The sequence below is a fragment of the Paenibacillus sp. FSL R7-0189 genome (assembly GCF_037969925.1).
GTDB classification, from domain to species: domain Bacteria; phylum Bacillota; class Bacilli; order Paenibacillales; family Paenibacillaceae; genus Paenibacillus_AQ; species Paenibacillus_AQ odorifer.
This window is the reverse complement of the sequence record NZ_CP150223.1, coordinates 1,897,516-1,913,891: the sequence shown is the minus strand read 5'-3', so window position 1 is coordinate 1,913,891 and position 16,376 is coordinate 1,897,516. Positions and strand designations below refer to the sequence as shown.

At 45.7% G+C, this 16,376-nt stretch carries 17 protein-coding genes; 13 read left to right on the top strand and 4 right to left on the bottom strand.

Features of this window, described 5'->3' with window-relative positions:
- Positions 1–10: 10 nt before the first annotated feature.
- Entirely contained in the window at positions 11–466 is a 456-nt protein-coding gene (locus tag MKY63_RS08195) for a hypothetical protein (RefSeq protein ID WP_051491252.1), read from the bottom strand.
- Positions 467–497: 31 nt separating this feature from the next.
- Positions 498–1,397, bottom strand: a complete 900-nt coding sequence (locus tag MKY63_RS08190; RefSeq protein WP_036682627.1) for an SDR family oxidoreductase — start codon at positions 1,395–1,397, stop codon at positions 498–500.
- Between the two features lie 124 nt (positions 1,398–1,521).
- Here MKY63_RS08190 and MKY63_RS08185 point away from each other — a divergent pair, with 124 nt between their 5' ends.
- The 4 genes from MKY63_RS08185 (at position 1,522) to sdaAA (ending at position 4,259) form a co-directional block, all read left to right on the top strand.
- On the top strand, positions 1,522–2,097 hold the full coding sequence (locus tag MKY63_RS08185; protein WP_036682680.1) for a DUF4269 domain-containing protein: 576 nt from the start codon (positions 1,522–1,524) through the stop codon (positions 2,095–2,097).
- Positions 2,098–2,099: 2 nt separating this feature from the next.
- Entirely contained in the window at positions 2,100–2,519 is a 420-nt protein-coding gene (locus tag MKY63_RS08180) for a GNAT family N-acetyltransferase (RefSeq protein WP_036682625.1), read from the top strand.
- A 154-nt stretch (positions 2,520–2,673) separates the two neighbouring features.
- Entirely contained in the window at positions 2,674–3,384 is a 711-nt protein-coding gene (gene sdaAB, locus MKY63_RS08175; RefSeq protein WP_036682623.1) for an L-serine ammonia-lyase, iron-sulfur-dependent subunit beta, read from the top strand.
- Positions 3,381–4,259: an L-serine ammonia-lyase, iron-sulfur-dependent, subunit alpha gene (sdaAA, locus tag MKY63_RS08170; RefSeq protein WP_036682621.1), complete on the top strand. Its 879-nt coding sequence runs from the start codon at positions 3,381–3,383 to the stop codon at positions 4,257–4,259. Before sdaAB ends, sdaAA begins: the two co-directional genes overlap by 4 nt.
- 2 nt (positions 4,260–4,261) lie before the next feature.
- Here the strand turns inward: sdaAA and MKY63_RS08165 are convergent, their stop codons facing one another.
- Positions 4,262–4,564, bottom strand: a complete 303-nt coding sequence (locus MKY63_RS08165; RefSeq protein ID WP_036682619.1) for a hypothetical protein — start codon at positions 4,562–4,564, stop codon at positions 4,262–4,264.
- 62 nt (positions 4,565–4,626) lie between these two features.
- Here MKY63_RS08165 and MKY63_RS08160 point away from each other — a divergent pair, with 62 nt between their 5' ends.
- Positions 4,627–4,824, top strand: a complete 198-nt coding sequence (locus MKY63_RS08160; RefSeq protein ID WP_036682616.1) for a YwbE family protein — start codon at positions 4,627–4,629, stop codon at positions 4,822–4,824.
- Positions 4,825–4,889: 65 nt separating this feature from the next.
- On the opposite strand, the gene MKY63_RS08155 is transcribed toward MKY63_RS08160, so the two are convergent.
- Positions 4,890–5,213, bottom strand: coding sequence for an HNH endonuclease (locus MKY63_RS08155; RefSeq protein ID WP_036682678.1), 324 nt, complete (start codon positions 5,211–5,213; stop codon positions 4,890–4,892).
- Between the two features lie 195 nt (positions 5,214–5,408).
- On the opposite strand from MKY63_RS08155, the gene MKY63_RS08150 reads away from it, so the two are divergent.
- From MKY63_RS08150 to MKY63_RS08115, 8 genes are all read left to right on the top strand, one after another.
- Positions 5,409–5,594, top strand: a complete 186-nt coding sequence (locus MKY63_RS08150) for a hypothetical protein (RefSeq protein WP_254924567.1) — start codon at positions 5,409–5,411, stop codon at positions 5,592–5,594.
- A 291-nt stretch (positions 5,595–5,885) separates the two neighbouring features.
- Positions 5,886–6,368 (top strand): hypothetical protein, encoded by a 483-nt coding sequence (locus MKY63_RS08145; RefSeq protein WP_094902055.1) that lies wholly within the window; start codon positions 5,886–5,888, stop codon positions 6,366–6,368.
- Positions 6,369–6,430: 62 nt separating this feature from the next.
- A complete protein-coding gene (locus tag MKY63_RS08140) occupies positions 6,431–7,447 on the top strand; it encodes a LacI family DNA-binding transcriptional regulator (RefSeq protein ID WP_036682614.1) in 1,017 nt (338 codons plus the stop codon).
- A 395-nt stretch (positions 7,448–7,842) separates the two neighbouring features.
- Entirely contained in the window at positions 7,843–9,180 is a 1,338-nt protein-coding gene (locus tag MKY63_RS08135) for a glycoside hydrolase family 30 protein (protein ID WP_036682611.1), read from the top strand.
- 28 nt (positions 9,181–9,208) lie between these two features.
- Entirely contained in the window at positions 9,209–12,436 is a 3,228-nt protein-coding gene (locus MKY63_RS08130) for a hypothetical protein (protein ID WP_036682608.1), read from the top strand.
- A 209-nt stretch (positions 12,437–12,645) separates the two neighbouring features.
- Entirely contained in the window at positions 12,646–13,599 is a 954-nt protein-coding gene (locus MKY63_RS08125; RefSeq protein WP_051491255.1) for an ABC transporter permease subunit, read from the top strand.
- Positions 13,600–13,616: 17 nt separating this feature from the next.
- Complete coding sequence (locus MKY63_RS08120; RefSeq protein WP_036682603.1) at positions 13,617–14,507, top strand: carbohydrate ABC transporter permease; 891 nt, start codon at positions 13,617–13,619, stop codon at positions 14,505–14,507.
- 92 nt (positions 14,508–14,599) lie between these two features.
- Positions 14,600–16,294, top strand: coding sequence for an extracellular solute-binding protein (locus MKY63_RS08115; RefSeq protein WP_036682600.1), 1,695 nt, complete (start codon positions 14,600–14,602; stop codon positions 16,292–16,294).
- The last annotated feature ends 82 nt before the right edge of the window (positions 16,295–16,376 follow it).

The following is a 16,376-nucleotide window of genomic DNA, read 5'->3' as shown; positions in this document are numbered from 1 at the left end:
CTAATAAGGCTTATGACAGCAGTAAACAGAGCAGTGGCAGAAACAGGGCGAATACTGGCAGCAACAGAGGGAATCTTTCCACACCAAGCTGGGTCACTCGAAGAATGAGCAGTCCCAGAATTCCACCCAGACCCCATAGCAGATACTCTGCACCTTGTTCCGCTGCCAGCCATAAACCTGCGCCGAAACCCGTGACGACGTATACAGCTAGAGGCAGGATTTGCGATTTCGAACGCAGAATATGCAGCAGTATATCCGCTACTAACGCCGCAGGCAATCCATAAGCATAAATGGCATAAGGAATCGATAGTGGCCAGCCTTCAGGGATTCCGTCGGATTGTGGAAATCCAAGCATAAGTAAGGTAACAAGGACGTAGGTTAACCCTGCGCAGGCTAATTTGGTTAATGCGTACATGCCACTGCTCAGGCGGACAGAAGAGATATCATAATCGTTTATCTTATTCATTTGATATACATTCCTCTCGTGGTGTAATGCATCAGCTGGTGACCATGTCTCCACCATTGACATGAATACATGTCCCGGTAACATACGAAGAATCCGGTCCCGCTAAATAAAGATAGGCTCCTGCTAACTCATATGGCTGTGCGGCACGTTTAAAGGGTGTATCCGTCCCAAATACACTAACCTCATCTGCGGAGTAGCTGGAGGGAATTAGTGGTGTCCATACGGGTCCGGGAGCTACACTATTGACACGAATGCCAGAGTCTACGAGTGATAAGGCTAAAGAGCGGGTAAAGGATACGATCGCACCTTTAGTTGAGGAATAATCTATAAGCTCTTTATTTCCTTGATAGGCAGTAATGGACGCAGTATTGATGATGGCTGCGCCTTTTTTTAGATGTGGAAGTGCGGCTTGCGTCAGGTAAAAGAATGGAAATATATTCGTCTGAAACGTTTGGTAGAGCTGTGCTTCCGTGATATCCAAAATACTTTTTTGTGGATACTGGACGCCATGATTGTTGACGAGGATGTCCAGCTTGCCAAAAGTGCGAAGGGTATGCTCCACAGCCTTGAAGCAGTTTTCCTTATGGCGTAAATCAACTTCGATCCGCAAACAACGTTGCCCTAATTCTTCAATTCGCCGCTGAGTGACCTCTGCATCTGAAGCTTCGTATAAATAAGCTATAGCGACATCTGCGCCTTCCTTTGCAAAAGCAATGGCCGCCGCTTTACCAATCCCGCTGTCGCCTCCGGTGATGAGTGCAATTTTTCCTTTCAGCTTTCCACTGCCGGCAATCTCCGGATTTTCACTGATGGGGCGAGGATTCATTAGACTCTCTAGACCTGGCTGACGGTCTTGGTGCTGCGGGGGAAAAGCAATAGGCTGTTCCTTACATATCGTTTGTTCCCCATAGTAGGGGTAGGTGGGATTCATTTTTACATACACTCCTCCTTGCCTTCTATCTTCCGTATATTTCTATGCATGCGCCTAGAAAAGCGTGCGCTGTTATCCAGTTATACCTGTGTTTATATCCTAGTCGGAGGGGCGTTTGTCCGAGATGAATGATTGGCGAAATATAGATTATTTGAATCACGGAACTCCAGTGCAAAAAGAGGCCTATGCCCTGTTAAGAAAATTAAATATTATGAGTTTGCTGGCCGACTATAACCCGGTGCTGGTTGGCACAGTGCCGCTTGGAATTCAGGTGAAGGGCAGCGACCTGGATATTATTTGTGAGGTTCATGATTCCGTAATGTTTACGGACATTGTTAGTCGATATTTCGGAACCATGGATGATTTTACTAGTGTATCGCGTGTGGTTGATGGGGTCTCTCGAACGAAAATTAACTTTATGGCCGGGGGCTGGCCTATAGAACTGTTTGGGCAGCCGCGGCCTACAGCTCTGCAGAATGGTTACTTACATATGATCATTGAAGCGGAAATTCTAGCTCAGCTGGATAATGATTTTCGCCAGCTGATCATTATGATGAAAACAAACGGATGGAAGACCGAACCCGCCTTCGCGCAAGTGCTGGGTTTGGAAGGTGACCCTTACGAAGCGCTGCTGATGCTGGAGAAGCTTCCGCGGAGTGCTCTTTATGCTTTTTGTCATTCTATACAAGCGAGGGGATAGACATGAATTATCGAGAGATGATTGCAGATGACTATGAAGCTGCCTACCAGCTATGGGCAAATACAGAGGGAATGGGACTCAGCGAAGCAGATTCGAGGCTGGAGATTGCGCGTTATCTGGAGCGTAATGCTGGCTTCAGCCAGATCTGCGAGAATGAAGACGGGCGGATTGTAGGAACTGCATTGTGTGGACATGATGGGCGAAGAGGTTATATGTATCATGTGGCGATTAGTAATGACTGCCGAGGCATGGGCATCGGGCGTGAGCTTGTAAAGCGTTGTCTCGGTAATTTACGTACAGCTGGTATTGCAAAATGCCATCTGATGGTTATAGGAACAAATGAACAAGGAAGAGGATTCTGGGAAGGGATAGGCTGGCAGTATAGAGGTGGAATTATGTTATACTCCCAGGATATCTTGTGATACATAAGATGCGAAATGAAGATACTATCTAAGTAAAATATCATTAGATTAGAAGTGGATATATCACAGCAAATGTAACGGTGAACTCCGACTGCCAGTGCAGTATACTATATATGAGTTTGATAATTGCCTATTTGCAGGCAGGAGGTCTTTTATGCGTTTTAAAGATGTGTTTTCAATTATTGGTCCGGCCATGGTCGGGCCTTCAAGCTCGCATACAGCCGGTGCAGCACGGATCGGAAGGGCTGCAAGGCAGGTGCTGGGTGAAGTGCCGCGTGTGGCAGAAGTGACGTTTTTTGGTTCTTTTGCAGCTACTTATCAGGGACATGGTACAGACCGGGCTATTGTCGGAGGACTTATGGATTACGCTACCGATGATCATCGGTTACCCGACTCTCTGGAGTTGGCGGCTGAAGCTGGGATGGAAGTATCTTTTGAGCAAGGAACGGGATTGTTTCCTCATCCTAACACGGTTAAACTGCATCTTATCGGACAAGAGACAGGAAGTGAGCTGACTTTAACGGGGACATCCATCGGTGGTGGAAACATTGAGATCGTCGATGTGGATGGTTTTGGAGTAAAGCTTACGGGAATGTATCCGACGGTATTGATTCATCATATGGATTATTTAGGTGTTCTGGCGAGTGTTACAGAAGTGATGCGTAACGGACAATTTAATATAGGGCATATGTCTCTTGATCGGAAGAATCGCAGCGGTGCAGCCTTAACGGTACTGGAGCTGGATGAAGCTGCTACTCCTGAGCTTATTGAAGCGCTTAAAGCGCTCACTGCGGTGAAATCGGTGAAATTGGTTAATTTAAACGAAGGTAAGCAAGATGAGAAGGGGAAGGAAAGCTTAACATGAATTTTCAAACACTTAGCCAACTGGCTGTATTATGTGAGGAACGTGGCCTCACCATTGGAGCTCTTATGCTCGAAGAGCAAAGCGCGGAATCTGGACGTTCCAGTGAACAGGAATTTGCCACTATGCGTGAGTATTATGGGGTCATGAAAGAAGCTGTTCATCGTGGGATGCATGAAGATACCACTTCGCGCAGCGGCCTTACGGGAATGGATGCCCAGCGTGTAGGAGCCTATAACGCAGCAGATGAACCATGCCTAGGTGGACCCGCTGGTCAAGCAATGGCCTATGCTTTGGCTGTATCCGAGGTTAATGCCTCAATGGGCCGAATAATTGCTACACCTACCGCAGGTTCATGCGGAATTATTCCGGGTGTATTTCTCAGCTGCCAGGAACGGTTTGGCTGGGATGATGATTATATGGTTTCCGGTTTGTTCGCTGCGGGAGCAATCGGTTATGTCATTGCCAACAATTCGTTTGTATCTGGCGCAGAGGGTGGCTGTCAGGCCGAGGTCGGATCGGCCATCGGGATGGCGGCAGGAGCTTTAACCGAACTGCGTGGAGGGACGCCTGCACAAGCAGTGCATGCTGTTGGACTGGCGCTTAAGAACACATTAGGACTGATTTGCGATCCGGTGGGAGGACTTGTAGAGATTCCTTGTATCGTTAGAAACGGATTCGGTGCAGTGACCGCGCTCGCCGCCGCCGATATGGCACTGGCTGGTGTACGTAGCGTGATCCCTTCAGATGAAGTAATCAAGGTCATGCTTGAGGTAGGCTCAGCTATGCCAGAAAAACACCGCGAGACCGCAGGTGGCGGATTAGCACAGACACCTACCGGCCGCAAGATCATGCAGGATTTACGTAAAAAGAAATAATTTTAGAGCATTTTGAAACGTTCCAACTGTTCCCATAAGCCTTCCTTCCGAAGGATTTCTGCTTGTTTGGGTCCCATAAGGTCAAAGTGGGGAAATGGGGAACGATTATGAATATATTTAGCCGGCAGTCCATTTTCCTCACACCAATAGGTTAATCTGGTTAGGTCACTACAGCCTACCTTGGTGACAGTAGTCATGCCGGGAAAACGCGGGTCTAGCCAGTAATGGGTTAAGAAGGCGATTTCTCCTGCGGAGACTGCTTTTTTCCAGCGGGTTAATTCTTCTCTGTTGATGCCGAAGGCCATTACGTCTCCTCCTTATCTAGTATAGTTGACAACATTATAACCCATTGAAAGGGGATTACATCATGAACGGACAGGTAAGAGCCGATATTCGTCCTGGGCTTGAAGTGGATATTGTGCTTAAGCAGGATCAGCCGACGGGTAAGCTAACACATGGAACGGTGAAGGATATTCTCACCAACTCACCTCGACATCCGCATGGCATCAAGGTGCGTTTAACCAGTGGACAGGTAGGACGAGTTAAAAATATTGTTGCTAACTAATAATAAAATTCACCTTTAATTTAAAAAGCGCCCCTAATCAACTGAGATTGGGGCGTTTTTCTATTTTATCTGCTCATAAAATCCTCAACGGACTGATCGGCCTTGGTCTGATTACATAACGTACAAGCGCAAACGCAATTATCCGGAGTAGTATGACCACCTTTAGCACGGGGCAGCAGATGATCTATAGTGTCTCCATAGGAGCCACAGAAGTAGCAGGTATAGTTGTCTCTGGTCAATATATAAGCACGGAAATCCTTATTGCTGTATATCCTGCGGATGGTTCGGCGATTCACTACGATAGCGGCATGTTCTCTGACTAGAGTAACCGCAAGCTCGTAGTCAATTTCCTGATGCCAGCGCCGTCCTTTATCACTGTGGCCACGCATTAGAATTTTCCCTTTGGCAGAGGGAATCAATTGCGTTGGATCTTCGGGACTCAGTTTCGCGCCTTGAGAATGAGAATGTTTCCTTCGTTGTTCCAAGCCCCGTATGCGCTGATTTGGGTTGGATTGCGGTGAAGAAGCAACCGTGGGAGAAGGCTTTCCTTGTTTGGAGCGTTCCTTGACAGCTGAAGAAGGGGGTTGAATGGTATCAGGTTGTACTGGAATGGGACCTGCTGCAAGAGTGAGATCTATGTTTTGTCGTTGTTTGCGGCACTCCCGACAAGCACCACGGCGAGACTGGCCTTTGGAACGTTTGCCGGTACGTTTACGAAATTCAGAGAGCGGCTTCTGTTGCTGGCAATAGGTGCATTGTTTGGTGGATAAAAGATGGGTATCGTTCATAGATATGTTAGGTTCAGCGCGTCTTTGCGCCCGTCCTGTCTCCTTGTTTTTTAGGATCCAATGTATTTTATTTATTAGATTCAGTCGGCAGGGTTAACATTTCGTTCTAATCTTAGTATAGCGTAAAATACAATCGTTCACATCGCACTCAAAAAAAGCTTAAATACGGCTTTTTGTGTGATATCTATCTTGGTGACGTTCAGGAAAAACATGTAAAATTGAAAAGAGCAGTAAGGAATGCTCTACTTTTTTAACATGGGAAGGGGTATTGAAATGGAACCAACCAAAAGAAGGCCGTTTACGGTAACATTGCTTTATATTCTTCATATATTTTTGGGGGTTGGAGCGTTAGCAGGAGGCGGGTCAATGGTCATAGATCCTAGTGGTGATCTGATACACATGCCCACATCTATGCTGGAAAGATCGCCATTTTCAGATTTTTTAATTCCGGGTATTCTGCTATTCATCGTATTTGGTATCCTGCCCTTGTTTGTGTTTTATGGGTTGATCAAGAGACCAGAATTGCGCTGGGTGAATACTTTGAATCCCTTTAAGAAATTATATAGCTTCTGGGCATTGTCCCTATATATCGGATTTGGGTTAATTATTTGGATTATGGTGCAGACGTATATGTTGAACAGTGTGGCAATCATACATCTGATCTATATGAGTCTAGGGCTTTTGATCCAAGTCTTTACGCTGCTTCCTTCCGTACAAAGTTACTTTTTGCTGGACGGCGGTACCGAAAGACGTTAAAATTGCAGTGAACAGAAGGTATCAGAAGGTATTTCATTAGTCTGGGCAAGGAGTGAACCGGATTGACAACTATATATGATATTGCCAAAAGAACCGGTTACTCTCCTACAACGGTATCCAAGGCGTTTAATAATTATTCCGATGTACGGGAGAAGACTCGCCAGGAAATTTTCCGGGTTGCCCAAGAAATGGGATATTTGCCGAATTCCCATGCCCGTACACTGACTACTAAGAAATCATGGACCATCGGTGTATTGTTTGTAGAGAATACGGGATTTGGTATTCGCCATCCCTTTTTTAGCGCTGTGATTGAGAGCTTTAAGAAGGTTGCTGTGGATAAGGGGTATGCCCTCATGTTTATTTCCAAGGATGTTGGAGGTAAACAAAGTGGTTATTTGGAGAATTGCCGAATTCGTGGTGTAGATGGTGTTGTCGTATTCTTGTCTGATTACGAGGACCCTTATTTCCGTGAGCTGCTAGAGAGTGATATTCCTACTGTGATTCTGGATTTTGAGACTACGCAGTCGCATACGGTATGTTCGGATAATACGGCTGGAGCTCAGCTTGCGATAGAGTATTTAGTTTCTTTGGGTCATCGCAAGATTGCTCATATTTCCGGAGGTATGAACACTTTCCCTGGTAAAACCCGGGAGTTAGGATATAAGAACGCTATGAAGCAGCAGGGGCTTGAAGTGCCGGAGTCCTATGTTGTGAATGGAGCTTTTTATTCTCGTGAAAGTGGTTATCAAGCGATGCTGGAGCTTCTTAAGCTGCCTGATCGGCCAACCGCTGTTTTTGCTTCGGGTGACATGTTAGCTTTAGGGGCTATTATGGCGGTAAAAGATAGTGGACTTTCCGTACCGCTGGACATTTCAGTTGTGGGGTACGATGATATTGATCTAGCTGAGTATGTTACACCTGCATTGACAACCATTCGTCAGGATACGGAACTTTTAGGAAGCCGAGCAGCGGACATTCTTTTAGCATCGATTGAAGGGAAACAGTTGGATAAGGAAGCGGTTCTAGTTCCAGTAGAAGTGATCGAACGGGAATCCTGTGCGCCTCCGAGTGGAAATTAGGGCTGTATCAAATTCCATAAGTACAGAGAGCAGGCTGCTGCCCACAGGATAAATCTTGACGAAAAGAAAAGAGTCCTGATAAAGTAGAGGACATCATAGCTCGAATTCTTCCTATGTGGTATTTGCTACAGCTTATTCAGAGGAATGGGGCTATAATGGGTATATTGTTATGCCGCTTTTTTTCCTGCTCTTCGTTAGATCATTTTTTTTCGCAACAATCGAAACCGGTTTCGATTTTAGGTTTCGAATGAGCTGAAATCAAAGTTTACCGAAGGCTTCCTTGAATTTTCTCAAACGTTTCAGTGGCCCATCGCTCCGAACCCTAACATCGGATGGTGATCCAGTAAAGACAGTGCTTGTTGTTAGTAACAAAACAATTAGAGGAGATGGATGAAATGGCAAAAGTTCAAACTGTAGTAACTGCAAAAGATACAGGGGAACGCTTAACTCCGAAAGAGGCAATTGTTTTTAGCACAAGAGTTGATTCTGGATCTGCCGATGTAGAGCTTAAGCCAGAGCAGGAGTTCCAAAAGATGATAGGATTTGGCGGCGCTTTCACAGAAGCTGCGGCATATACGTTGTCACGGCTCAGTCCTGAGAAACGGGCAGAGGTTATTCATCGCTACTTTCATCCGGTAGAGGGATTAGGCTATAACATGGGTCGTGTTCATATTCATAGCTGTGATTTTGCGCTTGGAAATTATACTTATGTCGCTGATCATGATACGGAGCTGGCTACCTTTGATATCTCCCATGATCATAAGTGGGTGATTCCGCTGATTAAGGATGCAATGCAGGTAAAAGGTGGACCGTTCACGATGTTGGCCTCTCCTTGGAGCCCTCCGGCATGGATGAAAACAAATGGTGAAATGAATAATGGAGGATCGCTCAAGCCAGAATACGCTGAAGTTTGGGCACGCTATTATACCAAATTTATTGAAGCTTATGGGAAGGAAGGCGTACCTATTTGGGCGGTTTCCGTGCAGAATGAGCCGGCTGCTGTTCAAGTCTGGGATTCTTGCATTTATAGTGCGGAAGAGGAACGCGATTTTGTTAAAAATCATCTCGGTCCAGTGATGCAGCAGGCAGGCCATTCCGATGTGAACATTGTTATCTGGGATCATAACCGCGATATTATGGTCGAACGTGCTTCGGTCGTGTTGTCTGATCCTGAAGCTGCACAATATGTGTGGGGTACAGGCATCCACTGGTATGGTGGTGAGGAGTTCGACAAGGTAGAGAAGGTACATGATCTATTTCCTGACAAACATCTATTGTTCACTGAGGGCTGTCAAGAGGGCGGCGTCAAGCTTGGCGAATGGTTTACAGGTGAACGTTACGGCAGAAATATGATTGGGGATCTCAATGCATGGACAGAAGGGTATCTGGACTGGAACCTGGTACTGGATGAGACCGGCGGGCCCAATCATGTAGGGAATCTCTGTGATGCTCCAATTATTGCAGATACAACAACAGACGAATTGCACTATAACAGCTCTTATTATTATATCGGGCATTTCAGTAAATTTATCGCGCCAGGTGCGGTACGGATTGGCTTTACTTCTGAAGCGGAAGGAATCCTATCCACAGCATTCCGTAATCCGGACGGCAGCCTTGCTGTCATATTGATGAATGAGAGCGAAGAAGCTCGCACGGTAACCTTGGGGCTTGGCGAAGAGATTGCCAACTGCGAGCTATCCCCTCATTCTATCGTAACGCATCTGATTTCATAAATAAGTAACAGTTTAGGAGGACATTAACGTGAGTAATTATTATTTCGAATCAGGTAATTTTGTAATGGAGCAGTTTGATACAGGAAAGCCTTTCTCTAGTTTCCTGCCAGGTCTTGCAGGTCTTAAGGGAATTCCAATGTGGACTTTTTATGTGAACCGGGGGCAAGCGATTTGCAGCTTTGGAGTACGCGACAAGAACTCGCCAATCATGGAATTTTCTCCAGCAAATATCTCTTATAAAGACGTAGGAACCACCGGCTTCCGAACCTTTATTAAAATAAAAGGCGAGCAAGAGATTTATGAGCCATTTCAATCGGCACGTCCAGATCCTGCCGCCAAGCGGATCATGACCATTTTGCCTAACGGACTGACCCTTGAAGAAAGCCATGCCGGGCATGGGCTGAAGACGACCGTACACTATTTCAATCTGCCTAATGACGATTATGCCGCGTTGGTACGTCGGGTGGAGATTGAGAATATCGGGGGCAAAGAGATTGAACTGGAGCTGATGGATGGTCTGCCTGAGATCTTGCCTTACGGAGTAGAAAACAGCGGCTACAAGGAGATTGGTAACCTGCTGCGCAGCTGGATGGACGTATACAATCTGGAGAACGGTATTCCGTTCTATAAGCTGCGTTCCAGCACCAACGATAGCGCGCAGGTTAGCGAAATCACAAATGGGCATTTCTATCTGTCGTTTACTGGAGAAGGAGAAAAAGTCGCGCCAATCGTTGATTTCGAGCTTATTTTCGGCGGCAATACCTCTCTTACTTACCCAGACCGCTTTGCGGGATTAACGCTTTCGGAGCTGAGTGAGCTTCCACAATATCCAGTCAATAAGGTTCCTTGCGGCTTCAGTGGTGTGGCTAGACGTTTGGCACCCGGCAGCAGCTTGACCCTGAATACTTTGGTTGGGCATGTAAATGACATCGATAAAATCAATAAAAAGGCAGAGCATTTATGCCGAGATGAATATATTCTGTCCAAATCCCAAGAAGCCGCAGGTCTGACAGAGGAATTAACAGAAGACATTGCCACGCACACTTCATCGGCTGTGTTTGATGCTTATTGCCGTCAGTCCTATCTCGATAACTTCCTGCGTGGAGGCTATCCTTTTATTTTTGACAATGGCGGAGATGGCTTTGTGGTTCATTTATATTCCCGTAAACATGGCGATTTGGAGCGCGACTATAACTTCTTCTCGCTTGCCCCAGAATACTATTCACAGGGGAACGGAAACTTCCGCGATATGAATCAGAACCGCCGGAATGATGTGTTTTTTAATCCGAAGGTGGGCAGCTTCAACATCAAAATGTTCTATAGCTTAATTCAAGCAGATGGCTACAACCCACTTAGTGTTCAAGGAACAACCTTTGAAGTGAAGTCAGACAGCAGAGCGAAGGCTGCGGAATGGATCGGAGAAGCGGCTGCGGATCATCAAGCTGAGCTTGTTAAGCTATGCAACAGTCGGTTCACCCCAGGCAGCCTGATCAATTACATTGCGGATCATAACGTTACGTTGAAGGTTAGTGAGCAGGAGTTTCTGTCGGGTCTGCTAGCCCTGTCACAGCAAAACATTGAGGCTGCTTTTGGCGAAGGCTTCTGGTCTGATCACTGGACGTATAATTTGGATCTCGTAGTAGGTTATTTGGACATCTTCCCTGACAAGAAGCAGGAGCTTTTATTTGGGGATAACACTTATGCGTTCTATGACAGCCCAGCATATGTGCTGCCACGTAGTGAGAAGTATGTAATTAGTGATGGAAAAGCCCGGCAATATGGCGCCCTCCTGGAGGATGAGGAGAAGCTGCATAAGCTGAAATGGAAAGCAGGAGATACCCATTGGCTGCGTGCTGAAGGTGGGCAAGGTGCTATTTACCACACCAATCTGTTCGTGAAGATGTTGTCTCTTGCTTTGAATAAATTTGCTACGCTTGACCCTTACGGCATGGGTGTGGAGATGGAAGGCAACAAGCCGGGCTGGAACGATGCCATGAACGGTCTGCCAGGATTGTTTGGCTCCGGAATGAGTGAGACTTTTGAGCTGAAGCGTACTGTAGTCTTTTTGCTGGATGTGCTGAACGGTGCTGAGAATGTACAGGGAGCTGTAAAGCTGCCAGAAGAAATCGCGGAGCTGCTTGAAGCGGTATATCACGCGGTAACTGCTGTCCTAGCAGGAGATGTGGAACAATTCAACTATTGGGATACAGTAGCTTCAGCCCGTGAAGCTTATAGAGCAAGTATCCGGTTTGGCATTACTGGTGTTGAGTCCGCAGTAACGCTGGAGCACATCCGCGAAGCCCTTTCCAAGTTCCTAGTTAAAATTGATGAGGGGATCAACAAGGCGGTAGAAATGGGCAATGGACTTACCCCCACCTATTTCCGTTTTGAAGCGGAGAAATTCCATCAGGTAACAGATGCTGAGGGTCAGCCAGTCATTAGCGGATACGGACTGCCAAAAGCTGTGGTAGAGGAGTTTAAGGCTTATGCCTTGCCTTATTTCCTGGAAGGACCTACCCGCTGGTTGAAGACGATGAAGAACCCGGTGCAGGCAAAAGAAATCTATAATCTGATTAAGCAAACAGAGCTGTATGATCGGGCAACATCTATGTATCAGACCTCTGTTAGTCTAGAAGGCGAATCGCATGAAATCGGACGAATGAGAGCCTTCACACCAGGCTGGCTAGAACGGGAGTCTAACTTCCTACACATGTCCTATAAGTATCTGCTTGAGCTGCTGAAGGGCGGGCTGTACGAGGAATTCTACGGTGAGCTGAAGACGTCGCTGGTGCCATTCCTTGATCCTGCTGTTTATGGACGCAGTACACTGGAAAATTCATCTTTTATCGCAACTGGAGGCAATCCTGATCCAAATAACCACGGTAGAGGGTTCGTAGCGAGACTTAGTGGATCGACTGCGGAATTCTTAAGCATGTGGAGAACAATGATGGCTGGAAGCCATGTTTTCAGATTGGAGGATGGAGCGCTTACGCTGTCTCTCGATCCGGTATTGCCAGGATGGCTGTTTGATGAAGAGGGCAATCTGTCCTTCACTTTCCTTGGGAATACGGAGGTAATCTATTCTAACCCAAAACGTGAAAATACCTTTGGCGAGAAGAAGGTTAGCATTCAATCTTTGATGCTTGTATACCGTAATGGAACTATGACTAAAATATCTGGAGCGTTCGTGCGCGGTGAAGAGGCAGAGGCTCTGCGGCGTGGAGAAATCGCGCAAATTCAAGCAGTATTAGCATAAAAATAGAGGGGCGAGCTGCGGCTCGCCCTTAAATTTTCAATGAATCCGAAAAATGGAACCTATAATCCGAAATTCAAAGCCTTACGGAGACAGGCAAAAGCAAATACAATGGATACATAAACATTGTAAGCGCTTTAGATTAAATACAGATATAGAGCCTGGAGGTCCAAAGGATGGAGAACAAAAAAAGCATGGAAGTAAGCTCAGCGATGAAGCCGTTAATTCCTGGCAATTTCGAAACCGGTAAAGTAAATCGCAGTCCGCTTTGGAAGAGGTTCATTGCCCAGCGTCATTTGCAGACAATGGCTCTACTCGGCATTGCTTGGATGATAATCTTTAACTACATTCCCATGTATGGAATTATCATTGCTTTCAAAGATTACAACATCGTTAAAACGATTGCAGAAGCCCCATGGGTGGGACTTACACATTTCAAAGAGTTCATGGATGATGACAATCTCTCGAATGTAATTAAAAATACACTCGGCATTAGCTTGTTTAAGCTAATTATCGGATTTCCCTTGCCGATAATCTTCGCTCTATTTCTGAACGAAGTTCGTTCAATGAAATTCAAGAAGACTATACAGACGATTTCGTATTTGCCCCACTTTCTCTCATGGGTGGTACTCGGAGGGATTTTGGCTACATGGCTTGCTGATGTAGGAATTATCAATAACATTTTGCTAGCGCTTCATCTTATTGATCAGCCAATTACATACTTGGCTGAGCCGGGTTACTTCTGGACAATTATTATCTCCTCTGATATCTGGAAAGAACTTGGATGGTCAGCGATTATCTATTTAGCAGCAATTTCCGGTGTATCTCCTGAAATGTACGAGGCGGCGACAATCGACGGCGCGGGCAGATTTCAGAAGATGTGGTATGTTACCTTGCCGGCGATTAAATCGACAATCAGCATTCTCTTCATTCTCGCGGTCAGCGGAGTGCTGAACTCCAACTTTGATCAGATTCTGGTCCTGCGCAACTCACTGAATGATAGTGCAAGTAATGTAATTGATTACTATGTGTACTATACAGGGATTCTCTCAGGCCGCTTCTCTTACTCAACTGCAGTTGGATTGTTAAAATCGGTTATCGCTCTAATCTTGCTGCTGATTGCCAACCAAGTATCTAAAAAAATCAACGATACATCGTTGTTCTAGGATAAGGAGGACCATATATGTTTGCACTTAAGCGTAAAACGAAGGGCGAGGCCCTGTTCGATATCATCAATAACCTCATCATGTTATGTATCTGCTTCATAACGCTTTACCCGATCTGGTACGTATTGGTTAACGCCTTCAATAACGGTAATGACGCCATGCGGGGAGGAATCTACTGGTGGCCGCGGATGTTCAGCTTTGAGAATTTCGAGGCCGTGTTTGCCAGCCCCGGCATCATGCAGGCGATGTGGGTTACTGTCGCCAAAACACTTTTGGGTACTGTACTGCATGTATTTTTCACAGCGATGGTAGCTTATGCATTCTCCAGAAAAAACCTCATTGGCGGTAAGTTCTACATGCTTATGGGTACAGTGACTCTCTTTTTTGGCGGGGGACTCATTCCTACCTTCCTGCTGATGAAGGACCTTCACCTATTGGAGAATTTCCTAGTCTATATTATTCCGGTTATGTTTAGTTTCTTTGATCTTATTATCTTCATGACCTTTTTCCGGGAGATTCCCGATGGGCTGGAAGAAGCGGCACGGATTGACGGTGCTAATGATTGGTCCATCTTTTTAAGAATCGTACTTCCAGTATCCATGCCTGTAATTGCTACCATTGCGCTGTTCCATGGCGTGTATCAGTGGAATGATTACTTCACGGGTATGATCTATATCAATAATACTGATCTGCAGCCGATTCAGACGTATTTGTTCCGGGTCGTCGCACAATCGAGCTCTAGTCAAATGATGGTCGCTGTACAAGGCAGCAGCGTTACGAGAAGCGTAACGTCACAGTCCATTAAGCTGGCGACGATGGTAGTGACCACATTGCCGATAGTATTCGTGTATCCGTTCCTGCAGCGTTATTTCGTTAAAGGGATGATGATCGGCTCCATTAAGGGCTGATGTCTAGCAGTGATAACTCCTCCGGTTGCCTACAGCTGTAGGCACTGGGGTTGAGCTTATAATTAACATTCATAGAAAAGGGGTAAACAAGCATGGGCATGAAACGTAAGCCAAAAGCAATGGGAGTTCTGCTTCTCGCAATAATGATGTCATTGTCAGCCGCAGGCTGCTCCAGCGGAAATAATGCTGGCAAGAATGCCGAAGGTAATGCTAACAGCGCTAAAGCTACTAATACGGAGGCAAGTGCTGAACCGACTGCTGCTGCATTATCAGCAGATGAACCGGGATGGAAGATTGATACTTCACCCATTACATTTGACTGGTACCTGAACTTCTCATGGTTCCCTAATAAATGGGGCGTGGACCCAACCTCCCAATATGTAACTAAGAAGACCGGAGTTGATATTAATTTTATCGTTCCGGCTGGTAACGAGAATGAGAAGCTTAATACGCTGATTGCATCCGGTAAATTGCCTGATTTCATCACTTTGGGTTTCTGGGAAGATGCGATTAAGAAAATGGTCGAAGGTGAACTTGTTCTTCCATTGAACAAACTTGCTGATGAATATGATCCGTACTTCTTTAAAGTATCCGATGCTGATAAGCTGGGCTGGTATACACAAGAAGACGGCAATGTGTATGGCTATCCTAACTCTTCTTCCTCTCCTGCCGACTATGAGAAATATGGAGAAAATTACGTATCCAACCAAGTATTCGCTGTCCGCAAGGATATGTATGAAGCTATTGGAAGTCCAGATATGCGCACACCAGAAGGTTTCTTGAATGCGCTTAAATTAGCGAAAGAGAAATTCCCTGACGTAAATGGACAGCCGCTTATTCCACTTGGTTTGCATGAATTTACCGAGAACGGTAACGATTCTTTGGAAGGTTACCTGCAGAACTTCTTGGCAATCCCAAGAGAAAAAGATGGCAAGGTATATGCTCGTGAAACCGATCCTGAATATATCCGCTGGATGAAGGCACTTCGTCAAGCGAATCAAGACGGTCTGCTGGCTAAAGATATCTTTATCGACAAACGCCCACAAATGGAAGAAAAAATTGCCCAAGGCCGTTATTTCGCAATGCTGTATCAACGTACAGACTTTGCAGCACAGCTAGGAACGATTTACCAACAGGATCCAACCAAAACGTATATCGCTGTTGACGGACCTTCCAATACGAACTTGGATAAACCAACCCTTGATGGCCCTGGTATCTCCGGTTGGACGGTAACGCTGATCTCCAAAGATGTTAAGGATAAAGCACGTGCTATCCGCTTCCTCAGCTACTTGAACAGTGAAGAAGGCAACAAAGACTTGTTCTTAGGCGAAAAAGGTGTCAGCTACGATACGATTGATGGAAAAGATCAATTTAAACCAGAAGTGTTTGATTTGATGAATAAAGACCGTTCGACGTTTGATAAGCAAATCGGATCTTCCTTTACATTCTGGATGCTGCAAAATACGAACATTACGGACCAATGGGCTCCTAAATCGGTAGAACCATTTAAGCAATTGGAAGATTGGACTAGAGGTAAATCCATAGGCTCCTCTGAGTTCCAACAAATCGAACCAACAGGAAACTCTCCTGAAGGCATCATCGCTTCGAAGCTGAAACAGCTGCGCGGTAAAACTATGCCGAAATTGCTCATGGCTTCTTCCGATGCGGAATTCGATAAGATTTGGAATGAGTATTTAGAGAAGAGAAAGAAGGAAGGCGAAGATGTATTTGATGCCTACCAACAAAAGAAATATGAAGAGAATAAAGTGAAGCTGTCCATAAAATAAAAAGCATGACCCAAAATGCCCGCTAACTGCGGGCTTTTGGGTTATTTTCGAATTATAATAAGGAATAGTTATTAAGTATTTG